Annotated in this window: 12 protein-coding genes and 1 pseudogene; 6 read left to right on the top strand and 7 right to left on the bottom strand. The window is 68.6% G+C overall.

Annotated elements, in window-relative coordinates; translation table 11 throughout:
- The first annotated feature begins 252 nt into the window (after window positions 1-252).
- From SLUN_RS37490 to SLUN_RS37465, 6 genes and pseudogenes are all read left to right on the top strand, one after another.
- On the top strand, window positions 253-1,908 hold the full coding sequence (locus SLUN_RS37490) for a sigma-70 family RNA polymerase sigma factor (RefSeq protein ID WP_108154310.1): 1,656 nt from the start codon (window positions 253-255) through the stop codon (window positions 1,906-1,908).
- Between the two features lie 563 nt (window positions 1,909-2,471).
- A complete protein-coding gene (locus SLUN_RS37485) occupies window positions 2,472-3,959 on the top strand; it encodes a carbohydrate-binding protein (RefSeq protein ID WP_159100428.1) in 1,488 nt (495 codons plus the stop codon).
- An 8-nt stretch (window positions 3,960-3,967) separates the two neighbouring features.
- Entirely contained in the window at window positions 3,968-5,239 is a 1,272-nt protein-coding gene (locus tag SLUN_RS37480; RefSeq protein ID WP_254709981.1) for a discoidin domain-containing protein, read from the top strand.
- Between the two features lie 37 nt (window positions 5,240-5,276).
- Window positions 5,277-5,528: a hypothetical protein gene (locus SLUN_RS37475; RefSeq protein ID WP_108154307.1), complete on the top strand. Its 252-nt coding sequence runs from the start codon at window positions 5,277-5,279 to the stop codon at window positions 5,526-5,528.
- Window positions 5,529-6,307: 779 nt separating this feature from the next.
- Window positions 6,308-6,808 carry an ABC transporter transmembrane domain-containing protein gene (locus SLUN_RS42170; RefSeq protein WP_159100427.1) on the top strand — a complete coding sequence of 167 codons (501 nt, stop codon included), beginning with the start codon at window positions 6,308-6,310 and terminating at the stop codon, window positions 6,806-6,808.
- A pseudogene (locus tag SLUN_RS37465) lies at window positions 6,808-7,068 on the top strand (ATP-binding protein); the annotation flags it as partial. The gene SLUN_RS42170 and the pseudogene SLUN_RS37465, both read left to right, overlap by 1 nt.
- A gap of 3 nt (window positions 7,069-7,071) precedes the next feature.
- Here SLUN_RS37465 and SLUN_RS37460 read toward each other — a convergent pair.
- The 7 genes from SLUN_RS37460 to SLUN_RS37430 all read right to left on the bottom strand — a co-directional run bounded on the left by SLUN_RS37460 (window position 7,072) and on the right by SLUN_RS37430 (window position 17,978).
- A complete protein-coding gene (locus SLUN_RS37460; RefSeq protein WP_108154305.1) occupies window positions 7,072-7,665 on the bottom strand; it encodes a sarcosine oxidase subunit gamma in 594 nt (197 codons plus the stop codon).
- Window positions 7,658-10,927, bottom strand: a complete 3,270-nt coding sequence (locus SLUN_RS37455) for a sarcosine oxidase subunit alpha family protein (protein ID WP_108154304.1) — start codon at window positions 10,925-10,927, stop codon at window positions 7,658-7,660. Before SLUN_RS37455 ends, SLUN_RS37460 begins: the two co-directional genes overlap by 8 nt.
- A gap of 12 nt (window positions 10,928-10,939) precedes the next feature.
- A complete protein-coding gene (locus SLUN_RS37450; RefSeq protein WP_108154303.1) occupies window positions 10,940-12,172 on the bottom strand; it encodes a sarcosine oxidase subunit beta family protein in 1,233 nt (410 codons plus the stop codon).
- Window positions 12,169-13,446, bottom strand: coding sequence for a serine hydroxymethyltransferase (gene glyA, locus SLUN_RS37445; protein ID WP_108154302.1), 1,278 nt, complete (start codon window positions 13,444-13,446; stop codon window positions 12,169-12,171). The genes SLUN_RS37450 and glyA overlap by 4 nt, the downstream gene beginning before the upstream one ends.
- Window positions 13,443-14,294, bottom strand: a complete 852-nt coding sequence (locus SLUN_RS37440) for a bifunctional methylenetetrahydrofolate dehydrogenase/methenyltetrahydrofolate cyclohydrolase (protein ID WP_108155164.1) — start codon at window positions 14,292-14,294, stop codon at window positions 13,443-13,445. The genes glyA and SLUN_RS37440 overlap by 4 nt, the downstream gene beginning before the upstream one ends.
- Before the next feature lie 22 nt (window positions 14,295-14,316).
- Window positions 14,317-16,755: a GcvT family protein gene (locus SLUN_RS37435; protein WP_108154301.1), complete on the bottom strand. Its 2,439-nt coding sequence runs from the start codon at window positions 16,753-16,755 to the stop codon at window positions 14,317-14,319.
- Between the two features lie 221 nt (window positions 16,756-16,976).
- A complete protein-coding gene (locus SLUN_RS37430; RefSeq protein ID WP_108154300.1) occupies window positions 16,977-17,978 on the bottom strand; it encodes an ABC transporter substrate-binding protein in 1,002 nt (333 codons plus the stop codon).
- Window positions 17,979-17,987: the final 9 nt, after the last annotated feature.

Genomic DNA, 17,987 nt, shown 5'->3' with positions numbered 1-17,987 from the left:
CAGCAACGATCCTCTTCCCGCATCTGCACTTCACACCAAGTATGCGCCTTCGTTACGTTCAGCCGGGCAGGGGTCGTTGTACAGGTTTGACAGATCCGCCCCTGACCGGATGCTTCAAGATTCAATCGCCTTGCAGCCTCGTTGACGATTGACGAAGGCGGCTCAAAGCGAATTACCCAAAACGCTCCCACTGGCAATCGAGCATCGGCCACAATGTGTCGCTTCCGCCCCATCGAAAGGCTTTGATGACGCATGCCTGTTGACAGCACCGTCCCGCTGACCGACGCCGAACTCACCGCAGCAGTCAGAGAGTTAGTCTCCGATGCTCCGGTGGAGGAGGTGTATCGGCGGCACCGTTCGGCGGTTCTTTCCTATGCGCGTACGTGTTGCCGTGATCCGCACACTGCCGAGGACCTGGTCTCGGAAGCCTTCGCCCGCACTCTGCAAGCGGTGCGGGCCGGGGGCGGTCCGGAAGCTGCCTGGCGCCCGTATCTGCTCACCGTTGTCCGCCGCATCGCCGCCGACTGGGCGGGCACAGCCCGGCGCACCGAGCTGTCAGCCGATTTCGAGCAGTGGCTCAGCAACCTGCCCGACACTCCCGAGGCGGAGAGCAGCGAGGAGCGGATTCTCCGTCTGGAGGACACCAGCCTCGTCATCCGCGCGTTCCGCTCGCTGCCCGAGCGCTGGCAGGCCGTCCTGTGGCACACCGCCGTCGAGGAGGAACCCGCCTCGACGGTCGCCGCCCTGCTCGGCATGGGCGCGAGCGGGGTCGGCTCGCTGGCCTCCCGGGCCCGGGAAGGGCTGCGCGAGGCCTACCTGGCCGTGCATGTCGAAAGTACCTCCAGCAGCGAGGAGTGCCGCCGCTACAGCTCCCTGCTCGGAGCCGCAGTGCGCCGCACCGGCCGTCGCCCGAACAAGGACCTCGACCGGCACCTCGCGCAGTGCGCGCACTGCCGTCACGCGCTGGTCGAACTCACCGACCTCAACGAGCGGCTGGGCTCGGCGCTGCCGACCGCGGTGCTGCTGTGGGGCGGCTCGGGGTATGTGGCGGCCCGGATGGCCGAAGCCGGCGCGAGCGCCGCTGGTGCGGCCATAGCACCCGGCACACCGGACGGCACGGGGTGGTGGCCACCGGCCGCGGGCTCCCCACTCCGCTCGCCCGCGCTCGCCGGCGGCGTCGTCACCGCCATCGCGATCGCCCTCCTCATCATGCCGATGCCGTTCGGTGATCACAACGACGGGGCCTCGCCCTCGCGGGTGGCGCCGACCGTGACGGACGTCGAGCCTCCGCAGCCCGTCACGGTCACGGTCACACCCTCCCAGCAGACCCCTTCGGGCCAGGCCAAGCCGTCCGTCAAAGCATCGGGTACGGCATCCGGGAAGCCAGCCAAGCCGTCTCCCACCGGGGCCGACCTCGGGACCGTCACATGGTCGGGCACCCTCCGCAACGCGGGAATCAACACAAAGTGCGTCGAGCCCGCCGGCACAGCAATCGTCCAGAACACATGCAACGGCAGCAAGGATCAGGTCTGGCAGACCGTGTCGTCCAAGAACGACAAGGACTACCGCTGGCTGCGCAACGCCGCCACCGGCGAGTGCATCGACTACGGTGCGGCAACCTACCACCACGGAACCACCGACAAGAACGTCATCGACGTCGGAATGTGCCCCTGCCGCACCGACCGCGAAGGGCAACTGTTCCGCTTCGACCCATGGTGGGGCGAGAACGACGGCAGCTACCTCGTGCGCGCCGAACTCAAGGACGGCAAGCCCTGGGACGAGATGCAACTCGGCATGCTGGACTGGTGGGAAGGGGGCGACCCGCCGCCCGAGACGAACGCCCCAGTCGTGCTCATCTACAACTACTACAACGCCCCACGGCTCCGCTACCGCCTCGGGGGTCCGTGACGGACAGGCCGCACCCCTGCCGTCAACCCGACGCCGCATGGGCAGACTTAGCAAAGCGTTAGCAAAGTGGCGGGATGGACGCTGTCGACCTCCCTCCTCCCTCATGACCAGCCAAACACGAATATCGAGGGGGGACTCGGTGGCCCGAAGCGACCTCGCGTACCACGTCCACCAGCGCTTCAGCGATGCGCCCTGCGTCCGGTGGGCGCGGAGATCACTGTCCGTTGCGACCAGACCGACGCCGCGTCGGGGCCACGGCAATGGCGGTTCCCGAAGCGGGTTCAGCAAGTTGGGTATATGCGGTCATGAGGCCCGCCGTTGGCGTCCACACGGTGTAAGTCACGGCCGGTACCGTAGGCGTTCCCGTGTCAGCGCCACCGAATTCACGTGCAGCTGAGCGTCACCGCAATTCCCTGTCGGCTGGGCAGCGCCTCAGCCGGCAGGGACGGTGGTGCCATGACGGAATTCGCCCATGGCGCCGCCGGAGTTGAGTGGAAGGATCCTCAATGCAATTACTCTTGGGCTTGCGGCCGTCACAGCGGCCTCTCTCTGACGCTGCTGTGATGATTGCGTTGCGCAAAGGACAGACCGAATTCTTTCAGCATTTCTACCGCCGCCACTACGCCGCAGTGCAGGCATACGCCTCCCAATGCGTGAGAGGTCCGCTGCATGCGCAGGAGGTGACGTCAGAAGTCTTTGCGCACCTGATCCAACAGATTCTGTCCGGGGAATCGTTCATCGAGCGTCGTCATCCGGGATGCCTGCGATCCCAGTTACTGGGGAAGGTCCGCACCGCCGCGATCAATCGCTGGCACCGGGAGCGCGACACGCTGTCGCCGGACTTCCGGGCCTGGGTCGCGGCAGGATCACGGTGGCCCTGGGGCGAAGACGGCCAGCTGGCTCTCGCGTACGAGCGCCTCCCGGCCACCACCCAGTGCCTGCTGTGGCACTCGGTGGTGGAACGGGACGATCCCGCGTTCACGGCGCGCATCACGGGCCTGGATCACCATGCGGTTCCGGCCGCGTGCGACCAGGCCATGACCGCGCTGCGCCAGGCCCGTGCGGACCTGTACCTCGAGCGGCTGGGGCGTCCGGACTGCAGGGATGTGATCAAGCGGCTGACCCAGCGACCTGAGACGCACCCGGCCGAAGGAATCAGGGACCATCTCCGCGCGTGTCCGGCCTGTGTGTCTGTCTACAAAGACCTTTCCCAGCTCGACGAGCGGCTCGAAGCGCAACTGCCGGTACGGCTGTTGGGATGGTGGACCGGACAGCCATACCTGCGTGCGAAGGCCGCCATCCCCGTACCACTGGGCGATCCGCCGTTCCTGGCAAGGTTGCTGGAGCGAGGTCGGGCCGATGCCCCCGCAGAGCGTTCGCGTGTACGCCGAGCCACGGTGGCCACCCCGCGAAGCCGAGGGAGCCGAGGAAGAAGGAGGGCAGCCTCCCCGCTGTTTCCTCGTCGCTCCGCTGTCGCGGTGGCGGGCTTCCTGGTCGGCGTTGGCGCGGGCGTGCTCCTGCTGACCGCTTGTGACCAGCAGCTCGGACCGCAGAGACAACCGCCGCCTACGTCCGGACCTTCACCTGCCCCGGACGACCCGCCGTCACAGCAAGCAACACCTCCTCCTCCTGCGCTTTCGGCCCGATTCCCCGTCCAGGCCAATGCGTACACATCGCAGCAGGGGACAAGCGCCGACTCCGACCCCGGCGCCCGTGCCCTCGGAAGCTCTTCTGTCCTGCATTACGACCGAGTCGATTTCTCCACCGTCCGAGACACCGTCGCCGTGGCGAGGCTCGCGGGGCCGCCGGGCGGCGGTGCCTGGATAGAGCTCAGGCTCGATTCCCCTGCCCGACCACCGCTGGCCCGGATCATTCCAAGTGCCGACGGTTCCGTGGACGACATCTCGGTGCCCATCACCCCCGTCGACGGCATGCACCGTGTCTACGTCACCGCGCACTGCCCGACGACCACCGATCGATGCGTCGAACTCTTCGCGTTCGGTGCCGCACCGTCGCTGTCTGGGGCTCTACTCGCCCTTCACCGTCCATAGGGAGCGTCATGCCAAGCATCCGTGGCCACCACCGAGCAGCCACGACTTCCTTGTTGCGTGCGAAGCGACCGACCTGGTGGAAGTCGAAGGGACTGATCCTTCTCGGGCTCGCGTCGGTGTCGGCCGCGCTGCTGCCACTGACCACCCCGGTGGGGGGAACCGCGAACGCCGGTACGGTGAGCGCGTCGCGTGCCGCTCCGGCGGTGGGCGCCGTGGCAGTTCCTCATCATCACGCGGCGCCGGCGGCGGCGATGGAGCCCGCCGCGCCGGTGCTGCCGCGTGAGGGCTGGACCGCGACGGCGAGCGACGAGGAGACGACCACCGACAATGGCGCCGCCCTCGGCCTGGATGGCGACCCCGACAACCTGTGGCACCGCACGTGGTACGGCACCGCCGCGTCGTTCCCGCACAGCATCACCATCGACAAGCACCGCACCGCGGTCGTCTCGGCCCTCGTGTACCGGCCGCGCACCGGCAGCACGAACGGACGGATCGGCAAGTACACCGTTCACCTCAAACCGGAGGGAGGCGACTGGGGCCCGGCACTGGCCAACACGCTCCTCGGTATCACTGCCGTGGCGACTGCCATGTCGGGGGAGGAATCTGCCGCACCCTCGGCTTCCAGCGCCCCTGCAGCACCGTCGGCTGAACGGACCGAGCGTTTGACCGAGCGTTTGATCGTCGGCTACAAGCCGAAAGCGCCCGAAGCGCGTTCGGACGAGGCGGTAGGCGAGGAGGCCACGACCAAGGCAGCCCAGGCTGGTGAGAAGCTGTTGTTCGATCGCCGTCTGGGCACTGGCGCGGCGCTGGTGGACCTGGGTGGAGTACAGCCCGCCACGGATGTCGCCGCGCCCATTCGTTTCCGGGCCGATCCGGACGCGGCCTACGTCGTCCCGGGCTACCCCGTGCAGGCCCTTGCCACCACCGCTCCCAACGACACCGACTTCCCAAGGCAGTGGAACCTGAACGAGTCAAAGGCGGGCATGAACGTGCCCGATGCATGGCGTACGTCCGCCGGCCAGGCGGTGACGGTCGCGGTCCTCGACACGGGTATGGCCAAACACTCCGGCCTGGACACCAATATCGTCGCCGGGTACGACTTCATCTCCAAGACGTCCAGTCGAAGGACGGCAGACGGCCGCGACAGGGCACGCGATCTGCCCGCCGCATACAAGGAGGTTGCGGCAGCGGGCTCGCCGACGCCGCGAAGACCTTGCGAGCGTCGCGGGAAACACCGCCCCCCTGTGGATGGTTCGCCCTCGGAGCCTACTGAGTCGTGACCTCAGCGCATGATCTGACGGCGCGTGCGAGGTCGAGGTGGAGAGCAGGGACAGCATCCAGCTCGACGGCGCGGCAGGCGTCGACGAGCTCACGGCCGTCAGCGTCGCCGACAACACGCTGACCTGCAAGGCATCCTCCGGCAACAGCGCGCAGCAGTCCAACGGCAACCGGCCCCGTTACTCGCTCGTTGCGGACCTCGTCAGTATCGACGGCGCACGAGCGGTCATCCGTATCGCAAAGCCTGATTCGCCCCGCCGCACAGACCGAACAAGACGGCGGACGCTGTAGTTGCGTCCCTTCCTTCAGGCGCTTAAGCACTGATTCGAGTCGCACTACGGACAAGTCGAGTTCCCACAGGAATGCTGGTTGAGAGGTCTCAACCAGCATTTCCGCGTTGTCCGGGGCGGGACGTGATGCATCACCGGAGTACCGCTGGGTTGCTGTCCGGGATTGTTGTCGAACTTTCGTCAGAGCCTCGTCGTACGTGCGGAAGGAACACGCCGCCAGAGGGAAGAATTTCTCGGATTCCGATTGAGTAACTCGAGCTCCACATCCGTACTATCAGGTGACGGTTGCCAATGATCCGGCCCATTGAGGTCGTCATTCGAGGCAACCGGAAAGTGGGGTCTGACGGCCCCTGAGATCCAGCATGGAAAGGAAGAATGAGTCATGGGATTTGATCTCTTCGGGATCGGGCAGCAGGGTGCCGGGCGTGGGAGGCAGGGCGCCGGGCGCTGCCAGCGTGGTGGTGGCCAGAACATGCAGGGTAGCGGCAATGGCGGCGGCCAGGGCCGCTTGGGCGGCCGCAGGCGCGCCTGCCGGTAACAGTTCTGCGAATACGAGAGATCCCAGCGGGCTCCGTTAGCTGGCCCCGCAGATGACAACGTCAGAGATCTCTCCATCCGCCGAACAGGGACTCGGAGATTGATACCGTCAGCCCCTCTCGCGGTCATCAACCCCGATCACCCGAATGAAACAGCCGCGGCCGCAGCATGAATTGCTGCGGCCGCGGTGTGCCGGGGGACGGCTCGGCGGCAAACGCAGTACTCCAACCCAACACTGGTTATATGCGCCAGATGGACAAATCAGCTGTGCTCACAGCCACAATCACACACGGACAGCGAGTCCGGCACGCGAGAACATCGCCTGTTGCCTGCTTCAAGGAATTCTGGCCATTGGCCCGGAAGAACAGACCCGCCACGGCGGCAGCCTTATTATTGCTCATGCTCTCCGCAGGTTTCCAAACAGCCTCCATCTGGCTTGCTTCCTACCTCACCGACAACGTGCTTGCCGGCGGCAGGGTCTCTGCATTCTGGCTGCCCGCCGCGATATGGCTCGCCTTGGCGATTCTCGGTGGACTGACCGGATTCGCGGGCGCTTACCTCGCCGACTGGGTGAGTGAGCACTTCCTGCTCCGTTTGCGTGACCGCACCTTCCAACACGTGCAGAAGCTACCTCCGGACTACCTCGGGAAGCGTGGCATCGGTGACCTGGTGGCACGGCTGACAGGCGACATCGAGGCGGTGGAGTCCCTGGTCACCTCCGCGCCGGTAGCAGCAGTCACGTGATCGCCAGCGAGCTGGTGGGCAATGTGGTGCGGCACGCGAAAGGCCCCGTCCGGCTGCGCCTGCTCCGGAGCCGGACGCTCATCTGCGAGGTCTCGGACGGCAGTCTCACCACGCCCCGCATCCGCCGTGCCCTGGACACCGACGAGGGCGGCCGCGGACTCCAACTGGTCGCCGCGCTCAGTCAGCGCTGGGGCACCCGGTACACCTCCGACGGCAAGTGCATCTGGACCGAGCAGCCATTGCCCGAGCCCCTGCGGTGAGGGTCAGACGTACTCCGCCGCGGCATCCAGCAGCCAGTCCGCCAGATATCCGGCGAAGGACGAACGGACCAGCACCCAGAACCCGGCCCGGACCTCGTCACGTGCAACCAGCACGACCTGTGCGCGGGCCAGTGTGGTCTGGGCGCAACGACCGGGTCCGAAGGAACGGGGGTGCAGGTCCAGCGGGCAGCCGTGGGCCAGCAGGTCGCGGGCACGGGGGCCCGTGACGAGCAGGGTGGTGCGCTGGGCGGAGACGTCCGTGATCGCTGCCGGTTCGTCGCCTGCCGCTGCCCTGATCCGGTTCTCCAGGCCGAACTCGCTGCCGGGCGGGCCGATGACGAGCCATTCGTCGGGGCCGAGCCACAGGGCAGAGCGGTCACCGGCGTGTACGACGGTGTTGGGTTCTAGGGGCAGTTGGAGGCCCAGTGCAAGCCCGACGGCGTCAGCGGCCGGCCCCTTGGGGTCGAGCCGGACGTCGACCTGGGCGAGGAAGGGCAGTTCGGCCAGGCGGAGATCGCCGCCCGAGCCTCGCGTGGCCGAGGCGAAGCGGCCTGCGGCGTGCGCCAGGGGGCTGTGGCGGGTAGCGGTGTCAGCCATCGCGGCGGGCTCCCTCGGGGTCGTAGAGGACGGGACTTGCGACGGTCACCGGGACCAGACGGTCGCCGACCGGGGCAAACAGCCGTTCGCCCATGCGGTTCCGGCCGCCCTTGATCAGGGCGAGTGCGAAGGTCCGGCCGAGCGCCGCGCTGTGGTAGCTGGATGTGACATGGCCGAGCATCGGCACCGGTGGCTCGGGGAGCACGCTGTCCGCGATCAGGTGGGTGCCCTCCGGGAGGAAGGAGTCCGGGTCCTCCGGGAGCAGGCCGACGAGGTGTTTGCGGTCGTCTCGTGTGGTGTCGGCGCGTGCGTGGGAGCGCTTGCCGACGAAATCGGGCTTCTTCTTGGACACCACCCAGCTCATGCCGAGGTCCTGCGGGGTGACGGTGCCGTCGGTGTCCTGGCCGATGATCGGGTAGCCCTTCTCGGCGCGCAGGACGTGCATGGTCTCGGTGCCGTACGGGGTGATGCCGAACCGGCTCCCTGCCGCGTACAGCGCCTCCCACAGTGCGCGGGCTTCCCACGGCGACACGTTGATCTCGTAGGCCAGTTCACCGGAGAAGCTGATCCGGCAGATGCGGGCCGGGATGTCCGCGACGGTCGACTCGCGCCACGCCATGAAGGGGAAGTCGTCGTTCGCGACGGCCAGTTCGGGGGCGAGGGCGCTCAGCAGGTCGCGGGAGCGGGGGCCGACGAGGGCGACGGTGGCCCACTGCTCGGTCACGGAGGTGCAGTGGACGCGCAGTTCGGGCCACTCGGTCTGCAGCCACTCCTCCATCCAGTCCAGGACGGCGGCGGCGTTGCCGGTCGTCGTGGTGACCAGGAATCGGTCCGGGGCGAGGCGGATGACCGTGCCGTCGTCGAAGATCATGCCGTCGAGGCGGCACATGACGCCGTAGCGGATCATGCCGACCTTCAGGGTGCTCATCATGTTGGTGTAGAGACGGTCGAGGAAGACGGCGGCGTCCGGACCCTGCACGTCGATCTTGCCGAGGGTGGAGGCGTCCATGAAGGCGACGCCCTCACGGGCGGCGCGGCACTCACGGAGGACGGCGGCCTTCATGTCCTCGCCGTCCTGCGGGTAGTACCAGGGCCGCTTCCACTGACCGACGTTCTCGAAGAGCGCGCCATGGCCGACATGCCAGTCGTGCAAGGCGGTCACGCGCACAGGGTCATGGAGCTCGCCGCGGTCGCGGCCCGCGAGGGTGGCGAAGGAGACGGGAGTGTAGGGAGGGCGGAACGTCGTCGTGCCGAGGGCAGAGATGTCCACGCCAAGGAGCTGGGCGACGGTGCCGCTGGCGAGGACACCAGAGGTCTTGCCCTGGTCGTTGGCGGTGCCGGCGGTGGTGTAGCGCTTGGTGTGCTCTACCGAGCGCATACCCGCGCCGGTCGCGCGGGCGAGGTCGTCGACGGTCACATCACGCTGGAGGTCGACGAAGCGGGGCGCTCCCGCCTTGCCGGGGACGACGAAGACCTGCATGGGCGGGGACTGCGGTTCGTCCGCCACGACCGGGAATCGGGGTGCGTCGGCCACATAGCCCTCGGCCTCGATCGCGCGGGCGCCCGCCGTCGCGCCCTGAGCGAGGACGGCGGCCAGATCGAAGACACCGGCGACGGACCCTGCGGCCTCGACCGCCTGACGGCAGGAGTCGGGGACGAACGTGCCGAGCGTGTCGTCGTGGCGCAGCTTTCCGCCCGCCTGGCTGAACAGATGCGCGACGGGGTTCCAGCCGCCGGAGACCAGCAGCAGGTCGGCACTGAACTCGCGGTGCCCCGCTGCCTCTCCGTACGGAGCGACGGTCACCCCAGACAGCCGCTGATCGCCCTCGGTACCGACCACGGCATGCCCGGCCAGCACCTCGATCCCGGCGTCCTGGGCGCGACGCGCCCACTCCCCCGGTTCGAGGCGGGTGTCGACGACCGCCGCGATGTCCACGCCCGCCGCCGCCAGGTCGAGCGCAGCCTCGTAGGCGCTGTCGTTGGTGGTGAAGACGACGGCGCGACGGCCGGGCAGGACGCCGTAGCGATGGGCGTACGTACGGGCCGACGCCGCCAGCATGACGCCGGGGCGGTCGTTGTCGGCGAAGGCCAGTGACCGCTCGTGCGCTCCGGTGGCCAGGACGACGCGGCGGGCGCGGATGCGCCAGACGCGCTCGCGGGAGACGTACTCGGGGGCCTCGCCGCCAAGGTGGTTGGTGCGGCGCTCGACAGCGAGGAGGTGGTTGTCGTCGTAGTAGCCGAAGACGGTCGTGCGGCGCAGGATGCGGGTTTCCGGTGCGGCATCGAGCAGCGCCTCGATCTCGCCTGCCCAGTCGAGGAGTTGACCCGTCCCGAGGAGGCTTCCGCCCAGCTCGGGCTGGTCGTCGGCGAGGATGACACGCGCGCCGCTGCGGGCGGCGGCGGACGCGGCCGCGAGTCCGGCCGGTCCCGCGCCGACGACGAGCAGGTCGCAGTGGGCGTGGACGGCGTCGTAGCGCGCGGGGTCGGGCTCGACGGCGAGCCGTCCTTGGCCGGGGAGGCTGCTCGCGACGAGCCCGTCGTACAGCTCCACGGCCGTCGCGGGCAGCATGGGCTCGGGGAACGGCTCCTCGATCTGGACGACGGCGTTGGGCTCCTCGACTCCGGCGGAGAAGATGCCGCGCGGGCGGCCGAGCTTGATGCTGGTGCCGGCCTGGATGATGCCGTTGGCGAGGAGGGCGGAGGCGAGGGTGTCGCCGCGGAGGCCCGAGTACGGGGTGCCGTCGAAGGTGAACGTGAGGCGGTCGGCGCGGGATACGCGGCCGGCGGTGGGCAGGCGGAACGGTTGGGTCGGGCCGTGCGGCGCGGGGGCGGTGGTTTCGTTCCGCACCCCGCCCTCCCCCAGAGCTTCGCCTGGGTGGGGGTGCCCCCGGCGCAGCCAGGGGGAGTACCCCCACCCCGTAACCGGGGCTCCGCCCCGGACCCCGCTCCTCAAACGCCGGAGGGGCTGGAATCCCGCCGGAGGGGCTGGGTGATCCGGGCGCGGCTCGCCCGACCGGTACACCGCCAGGATCTCGTTCGTCGCCGTGTCGCGCACGGCGTTGAACCAGCGACGGCATCCGGCCGCATGGCTCCAGCGCTCCGCGAACGGACCCCTGGGGTTGTCGCGGAAGAAGAGATAGCGCGCCCACTCCTGGTCGGTCAGGGCAGCGGGGTCCTCGGGATACGGAACGTGCGCCTGGCCGCCGTAGTGGAATTCGGCCTCGTCACGGGGCCCGCACCAGGGGCATGGGATGAGCAGCATCGATTCGGCTCCCTAGTGGGCCACCGCGGCCGCGCCGTGCTCGTCTACGAGCGCGCCGGTGGTGAATCGGTCGAGCGAGAAGGGGGCGTTGAGGTGGTGGGGGGTGTCGTGAGCGATCGTGTGGGCGTAGACCCAGCCGACACCCGGGGTTGCCTTGAACCCGCCTGTCCCCCAGCCGCAGTTGAGGTAGAGGTTGTCGACGGGGCTCAGCCCGACGATCGGGGAGGCATCGGGGCTGACGTCGACGATGCCGCCCCACGTACGCAGCACATGGGCACGGGCGAAGACCGGAAAGAGCTCCAGGGCGGCGGACATCTGGTGCTCGATGATGTGGAAGGCGCCGCGCTGTGTGTAGGCGTTGTACGCGTCGATGCCCGCACCCATGACCAGTTCGCCCTTGTGTGCCTGGCTGACGTACACGTGCACCGCGTTGGACATCACGACCGTGGGGTGCACCGGCTCAAGGAGTTCGGAGACCAGTGCCTGCAGCGGGTGGCTCTGCAGCGGCAGTTCGAAGCCTGCCATGGCGGCCAGCACCGAGGTGTGACCGGCCGAGCAGAGCGCCACCTTTCCGGCGGCGATGGGGCCCAGCGTGGTCTGCACGCCGGTGACCCGCCCGCCCTGGATGTCGATGCCGGTGACTTCGCAGTTCTGGATGATGTCGATCCCGGCGGCGTCGGCCGAGCGGGCCAGTCCCCAGGCGACGTGGTCGTGCTTGGCGATGCCGGCCCTCGGCTGGTAGGTGCCGCCCATCACCGGATATCGCACGTCGGGCGAGATGTTGACGATGGGGCAGACGTCCTTGACCGCTTGCGGGTCCAGCCATTCGGCATCGACGCCGTTGAGCCGGTTGGCCTCGACGCGGCGCACGCTGTCGCGGACGTCCTGCAGGCTGTGGGCCAGGTTCAGCACGCCGCGCTGGGAGAAGAGGATCGGGTAGTCGAGTTCGTCCGCCAGCCCTTCCCACAGTTTGAGGGCGTGCTCGTAGATTCCGGCGCTCTCGTCCCACAGATAGTTGGAGCGGATGATGGTGGTGTTGCGGGCCATGTTGCCGCCCGCGAGCCAGCCCTTCTCGAGTACGGCCACGTTGGTGATGCCGTGGTTCTTCGCCAGGTAGTGGGCGGTCGCGAGACCGTGTCCGCCGCCGCCCACGATCACCACGTCGTACGACCGCTTCGGCTCGGGCGTGCGCCACAGCCGGTCGGGGTGCTCGGGGAGGTCGGCGCCCGGGGTGCGGGGGCTCATCGGGCGTCTCCGATCAGGTGCGGGTACAGCGGGTGCTTGGCGGCCAGGGCCTGCGTGCGAGAGCGCAGCGCCGCGACGTCGGGAGCGGGCTGGAGGGCGAGCGCGATGATGTCGGCGACCTCTGCGAAGTCCTCTTCGGTGAAGCCGCGGGTGGCCAGGGCCGGGGTGCCGATCCGCAGCCCCGAAGTGACCATGGGCGGGCGGGGATCGAAGGGGACGGCGTTGCGGTTGACGGTGATGCCGATCTCGTGGAGCCGGTCCTCCGCCTGCTGTCCGTCCAGCTCCGATTCCCGGAGATCGACGAGGACCAGATGGACATCGGTGCCACCGGTCAGGACGCTGACCCCGGCAGCGGCCGCGTCGGGCTTCGTGAGCCGTTCGGCGAGGAGATGGGCACCGGCGAGCGTGCGGGCCTGCCGCTCGGCGAACTCCGGCGAAGCGGCGAGCTTGAACGACACCGCCTTCGCGGCGATGACATGCTCCAGCGGCCCGCCCTGCATACCGGGGAACACTGCCGAGTTGATCTTCTTGGCGAGGTCGGCCTCGTTGGTGAGAATGACGCCGCCGCGCGGGCCGCCCAGTGTCTTGTGGGTGGTCGTGGTGGTGACATGGGCGTGCGGTACCGGATTGGGGTGCAACCCGGCGGCCACGAGGCCCGCGAAGTGGGCCATGTCGACCATCAGATACGATCCCACCTCGTCGGCGATCCGCCTGAAGGCGGCGAAGTCCAGCTGCCGGGGATACGCCGACCAGCCCGCGATGATCATCTTGGGATTGTGTTCCTTGGCGAGCCGCTCCACCTCGTCCATGTCCACGAGGTTGTCGGCCTGGTCCACGTGGTAAGGCACGACATTGAGCATCTTGCCGCTGTAGTTGATGCGCATGCCGTGGGTGAGGTGCCCGCCGTGTGCGAGGTCGAGGCCGAGGACGGTGTCACCGGGCTTCAGCAGGCCGAAGAAGACTGCGGTGTTGGCCTGGGCGCCCGAGTGCGGCTGCACATTGGCGAAACCGGCGCCGAAGAGGGACTTGACGCGGTCGATGGCCAGCCGCTCGGTCACGTCGACGTGTTCGCACCCGCCGTAGTAGCGCCGGCCGGGGTAGCCCTCGGCGTACTTGTTCGTCAGGACCGAACCCTGGGCCTCCATGACCGCCGAGGGGGCGAAGTTCTCCGACGCGATCATCTCCAGGGTGGACTGCTGGCGCTCCAGCTCCGCGGAGACCGCGGCATGGACCTCCGGGTCCAGCTCGGCGAGCGGCGCGTTCAGGGTGTTCATGCGGCGTTCCTCTCGGCGGCTTCAACGACATTGGCGAGCAGCATCGCCCGCGTCATGGGTCCCACGCCGCCGGGCATGGGTGCGACCCATCCGGCGACCCTTGCGGCATCGGGGTGCACGTCGCCGATCAGCCCTTCGTCGGTGCGGGTGATCCCGACGTCGAGAACCACGGCACCGGGCCGGAGCATCTCGGGGGTGATCAGTCCGGGCGATCCGGCGGCCGCGATGACGATGTCCGCCTCGCGTACGTGCCAGGCCAGCCCCTTGGTCCCGGTGTGGCACAGGGTCACGGTGGCGTTCTCGGACCTGCGGGTGAGCAGCAGCCCGATCGGCCGCCCGACGGTGATGCCTCGCCCGATGACGCACACCCGCGCTCCCGCGAGGGGGACGTCGTGCCGGCGCAGCAGTTCCACGATGCCGCGCGGGGTGCAGGGCAGCGGGGCCTCGACGCCGAGCGCAAGGCGGCCGAGGCTGACGGGGTGCAGCCCGTCGGCGTCCTTGGCCGGGTCCATGCGCTCCAGTACAGCGTTGGCGTCGAGGCCGCGCGGCAGCGGCAGTTGGACGATGTAGCCGGTGCAGCCGGGGTCGGCGTTGAGCTCGTCGATGACGGCTTCGACCTGCTTCTGCGTTGCGTCGGCGGGCAGTTCGCGCCGGATGGAGGCCACCCCGATCTGCGCGCAGTCGCGGTGCTTGCCTGCCACGTAGGCATTGCTTCCGGGGTCGTCGCCGACCAGTACGGTACCGAGGCCGGGCGTGATTCCCCGCGCGGCCAGCTTGGCCACGCGCTCGGCGAGTTCGGTGCGGATCGCGGCAGCGGTGCGGCGTCCGTCGAGGACCTGTGCGCTCACGGTGCTCCTCTTCATACGGGGCTCAGCCGCGCAGGCGGGACATGGAGGGGTCGAACAGCGGCTCGTCGGCGACGACCGCTTCGATGCGCCGGTCGAAGTAGCCGATGTGCACCGTGCGGCCGGTCGTGGCGAGTTCGGCGGGCAGCCACGCGTAGGCGATGCCCTTGCCGATGGTGTAGCCGTACGCGGCGCTGGTGACGTAGCCGACGGGGCGATCGCCGTCGTACACCGGTTCCTTGCCCATGACGACGGCCTGCGGGTCGTCGATGGTCAGACAGGTCAGGCGGCGCCGCACATCGGTCTTGCGACGCTCCAGCGCCGCCTTGCCGATGAAGTCGTCCTTGTCGAGCTTGACGGCGAAGCCGACCCCCGCCTCGTAGGGGTCGTGCTCATAGGTCATGTCGGTGCCGAAGGAGCGGTAGCCCTTCTCCAGACGGAGGCTGTTGAAGGCGCCGCGGCCGGCGGCAATGCCGCCGAGGGGCTGGGCGGCCTGCCACAGCGTGTCCCACAGCTTCACGCCCATGTCGGCGGTGGTGTACAGCTCCCAGCCGCGTTCGCCGACGTACGACAGACGCATCGCGGTGACGGGGACGGAGCCGATGTGTGCCCGCTTGGCGCGGAAGTACTTCAGACCGTCGTTGGAGAAGTCCGAGTCGGCGAGCGGCTGGAGCACCTCGCGGGCCAGCGGGCCCCACAGGCCGATGCAGCAGGTCCCGGCGGTGATGTCGCGTACCTGGACCGACCCGTCGGCGGGCAGGTGCCGGCCGAACCAGTCGAGGTCCAGGTTGCCGTTGGCGCCGACCTGGAAGTGGTCGCGGCCCAGACGGGCGACGGTGATGTCGCTGCGGATGCCGCCGTCTTCGTCGAGGAGCAGGGTGTACGTCACCGACCCGACCGACTTGTCGACGTTGCCGGTGGACAGCCGCTGGAGGAAGGCGGCGGCGCCGCGACCGGTGACTTCCAGGCGCTTGAGTGCCGTCATGTCGTACATCGCGACGGTCTCGCGCGTGGTCTGGGCCTCTGCGCCGACGATGGGCGACCAGAAGCGCGCCGCCCAGTCGTTGGGGGTGGGGACCGACCGGCCTTCGACCAGCCCGGCGTTGGTCTCGTACCACTGGGGCCGCTCCCAGCCGGTGGCCTCCAGGAAGTAGGCGCCGAGTTCCTGCTGGCGGGCGTAGAAGGGGCTGGTGCGCAGGGGCCGTGGCGCGCCGGCCGGCTGAAGGGGGTGGAGGATGTCGTAGACCTCGACGAAGTTCTGGCAGTCGCGGGCCAGGACGTACTGGGGGGAGAGCTGGTGCGGCTCGAAGCGGTTGACGTCGCACTCGTGCAGATCGAAGGACGAGCAGTGACCGTCCACCAGCCATTCGGCCACCGCGCGGGCGACGCCGGCGGAGTGCGTGACCCACACGGCCTCGGCGACCCAGAAGCCCTTGACGTCCGGTGATTCGCCGAGCAGCGGCAGGCCGTCGGTGGTGAAGGAGAAGAGGCCGTTGATGCCCTCTTCGATCTTGGCGTCGCGGGTCGCGGGCAGCAGGGCCTGAGTCTCGGCCCAGGCGTCGGCGAAGTCGTCCTCGGTGAACTTCAGGACGGAGGGCATCTGCTCGGCCTCGTCCACCGAGGCGATGTCCTCCGGGTCGACGGGCATGGGCCGGTGGCCGTAGTAGCCGATGCCGATGCGGTCGAAGCGGTCGCGGTAGTACAGGTCCGCGTCCTGGTGGCGCAGGATCGGCCGGACGGCCTCTTCGGCCTGGCCCTCCAGCGCGGGGACGGGGCCGGTCCAGGCGAGCTGGTGGGCGAGCGGGGTCAGCGGCAGGTTCATGCCGACCATGCGGGCGATCTTCGGGCCCCAGATGCCGGCACAGCACACGACGATGTCGGCGGGGATCTCCCCCTGGTCGGTGACCACCGCACTGACCTTGCCCTCGTTCTGTACGACATCGAGGACTTCGTGGCGGGCGAGGAAGCGTACGCCGCGCTCCGTGGCCCGCCGGATCTGGGCCTCGACGGCGAGCACCGCCTTGGCCAGGCCGTCGGTGGGGACCAGGAGGCCGCCGAGGACGCGCTCGCGGTCCACCAGCGGGTGCAGTTCGATGCACTCCTCGGGGCTCAGCAGCCGGGACTCGATGCCCCAGGCGGTGACCCAGCCGTGGCGGCGGTGCAGCTCCGTGAGGCGTTCGGGGGTGGTGGCCACCTCGAGTCCGCCGACCTGCAGGAAGCAGGGCTGTCCGTCGACGTCGAGGCTGCAGAGCTTCTCGACGGTGTAGCGGGCGAGCTCGGTCATGGTCTTCGAGGAGTTCGTCTGGAAGACCAGCCCCGGAGCATGGGACGACGACCCGCCGGTGGCGGGGAGGGGCCCCTGGTCGACGACCGTGATGTCGCTCCAGCCCGCGAAGGACAGTTCGTCGGCAAGCGCCGCTCCCACGACGCCCGCTCCGATGATGACCACTCGGGGTCCCGCCATCGCCGCACCTCCGCCTTTAAAGCAGTCCAGTTGCTGTCAGCGCAACATGCTTCAGGTTGCGCAACTCACGATGCCGGTCGCCGAGGGTGGGTGTCAAGGGGCCTTCACGGCCGTAACCAGGGCAAAAAAGAGCCGTGCCCGGCGGGCTGTCACGGCAGCCCGCCGGGCACGACTGTGCGTCCCGGCCACTCTTGTGGATCAGCTCGTGCCGAGCCGGTGGATCAGCTCTTCTTGAGCCAGGCGTCGACCTTGGCGCGGTTGGCATCCACCCACTTCTTGGCCGCCGCCTCCGGCGTCATCTTGTCCTCGGCGATGTACTTCGCCACGAGATTCTGGTCCTCATTGGTCCAGGTGAAGTTCTTCACGAGGTCATAGGCGGGGCTGCCCGAGTCGGCGAACTTCTTGCTGACGATCTTGTCCAGCTCGTACTCGGGGTAGTCGCAGGCAACCTTCTCCGCGTCCGCGTCGCAGCCCGCCTTGTACGCCGGCAGATTCACCTTCACCAGGTCGACCTCGGACAGGAACCACTGCGGCGCGTAGAAGTACCCGATCACCCAGCTCTTCTTGGCTTCGGCCTGCCTGAACGCCTGGATGAGCGCCGCCTCGCTGCCGCCGTAGACGACCTTGTAGTTCAGTTTGAGATTCTTCACCAGCGCGGCGTCGTTGGTGACGAACGACGGATCGCCGTCAAGGAACTGGCCCTTGTCGCCCGACTCGGAGGTCTTGAAATTGGCGGCGTACTTGTTGAGGTTCTTCCAGTCGGTGATGTCCGGGTGCTCCTTGGCCAGCCACGGCGGCACGAACCAGCCGATGACGCCCTTGTTGCCCGTTGCTCCGGCCGCCACGGCGGTCTTCTGGTCGGTGATGTACTTCTTCTTCAAGTCGTCGTGGCCCCAGTTCTCCACGACGGCGTCCACCTCGCCGGTGCCGAAGCCCTGCCAGGCGACCTCTTCCTTGAGGTCCTTCTTGGTCACCTGGCATTTGAGGTCATTCTCGGCGACATAGGCGATGACCGCCGCGTTGGCCTCGTATCCGACCCAGGGATTGATCGCGAGGTTGAAGGTGCCGCATTTGCCGGAGGCGCCACCCGCCTTGTCCGATCCCGACTCGCCGACCTTGGCACCGCCGCAGGCGGTGACGGCGGCCAGGCCCAGCACTGCGAGCCCGGCCACCGCGGCCCGCCGTCTCGCGGGCCGCGACTGGGTAATGAAGTTCCCGATCATGTACTGCCT

This window comes from Streptomyces lunaelactis (genome assembly GCF_003054555.1).
GTDB lineage: Bacteria > Actinomycetota > Actinomycetes > Streptomycetales > Streptomycetaceae > Streptomyces > Streptomyces lunaelactis.
Note: the sequence above shows the minus strand (reverse complement) of the source record. Positions and strands in the feature narration are given on the sequence as shown.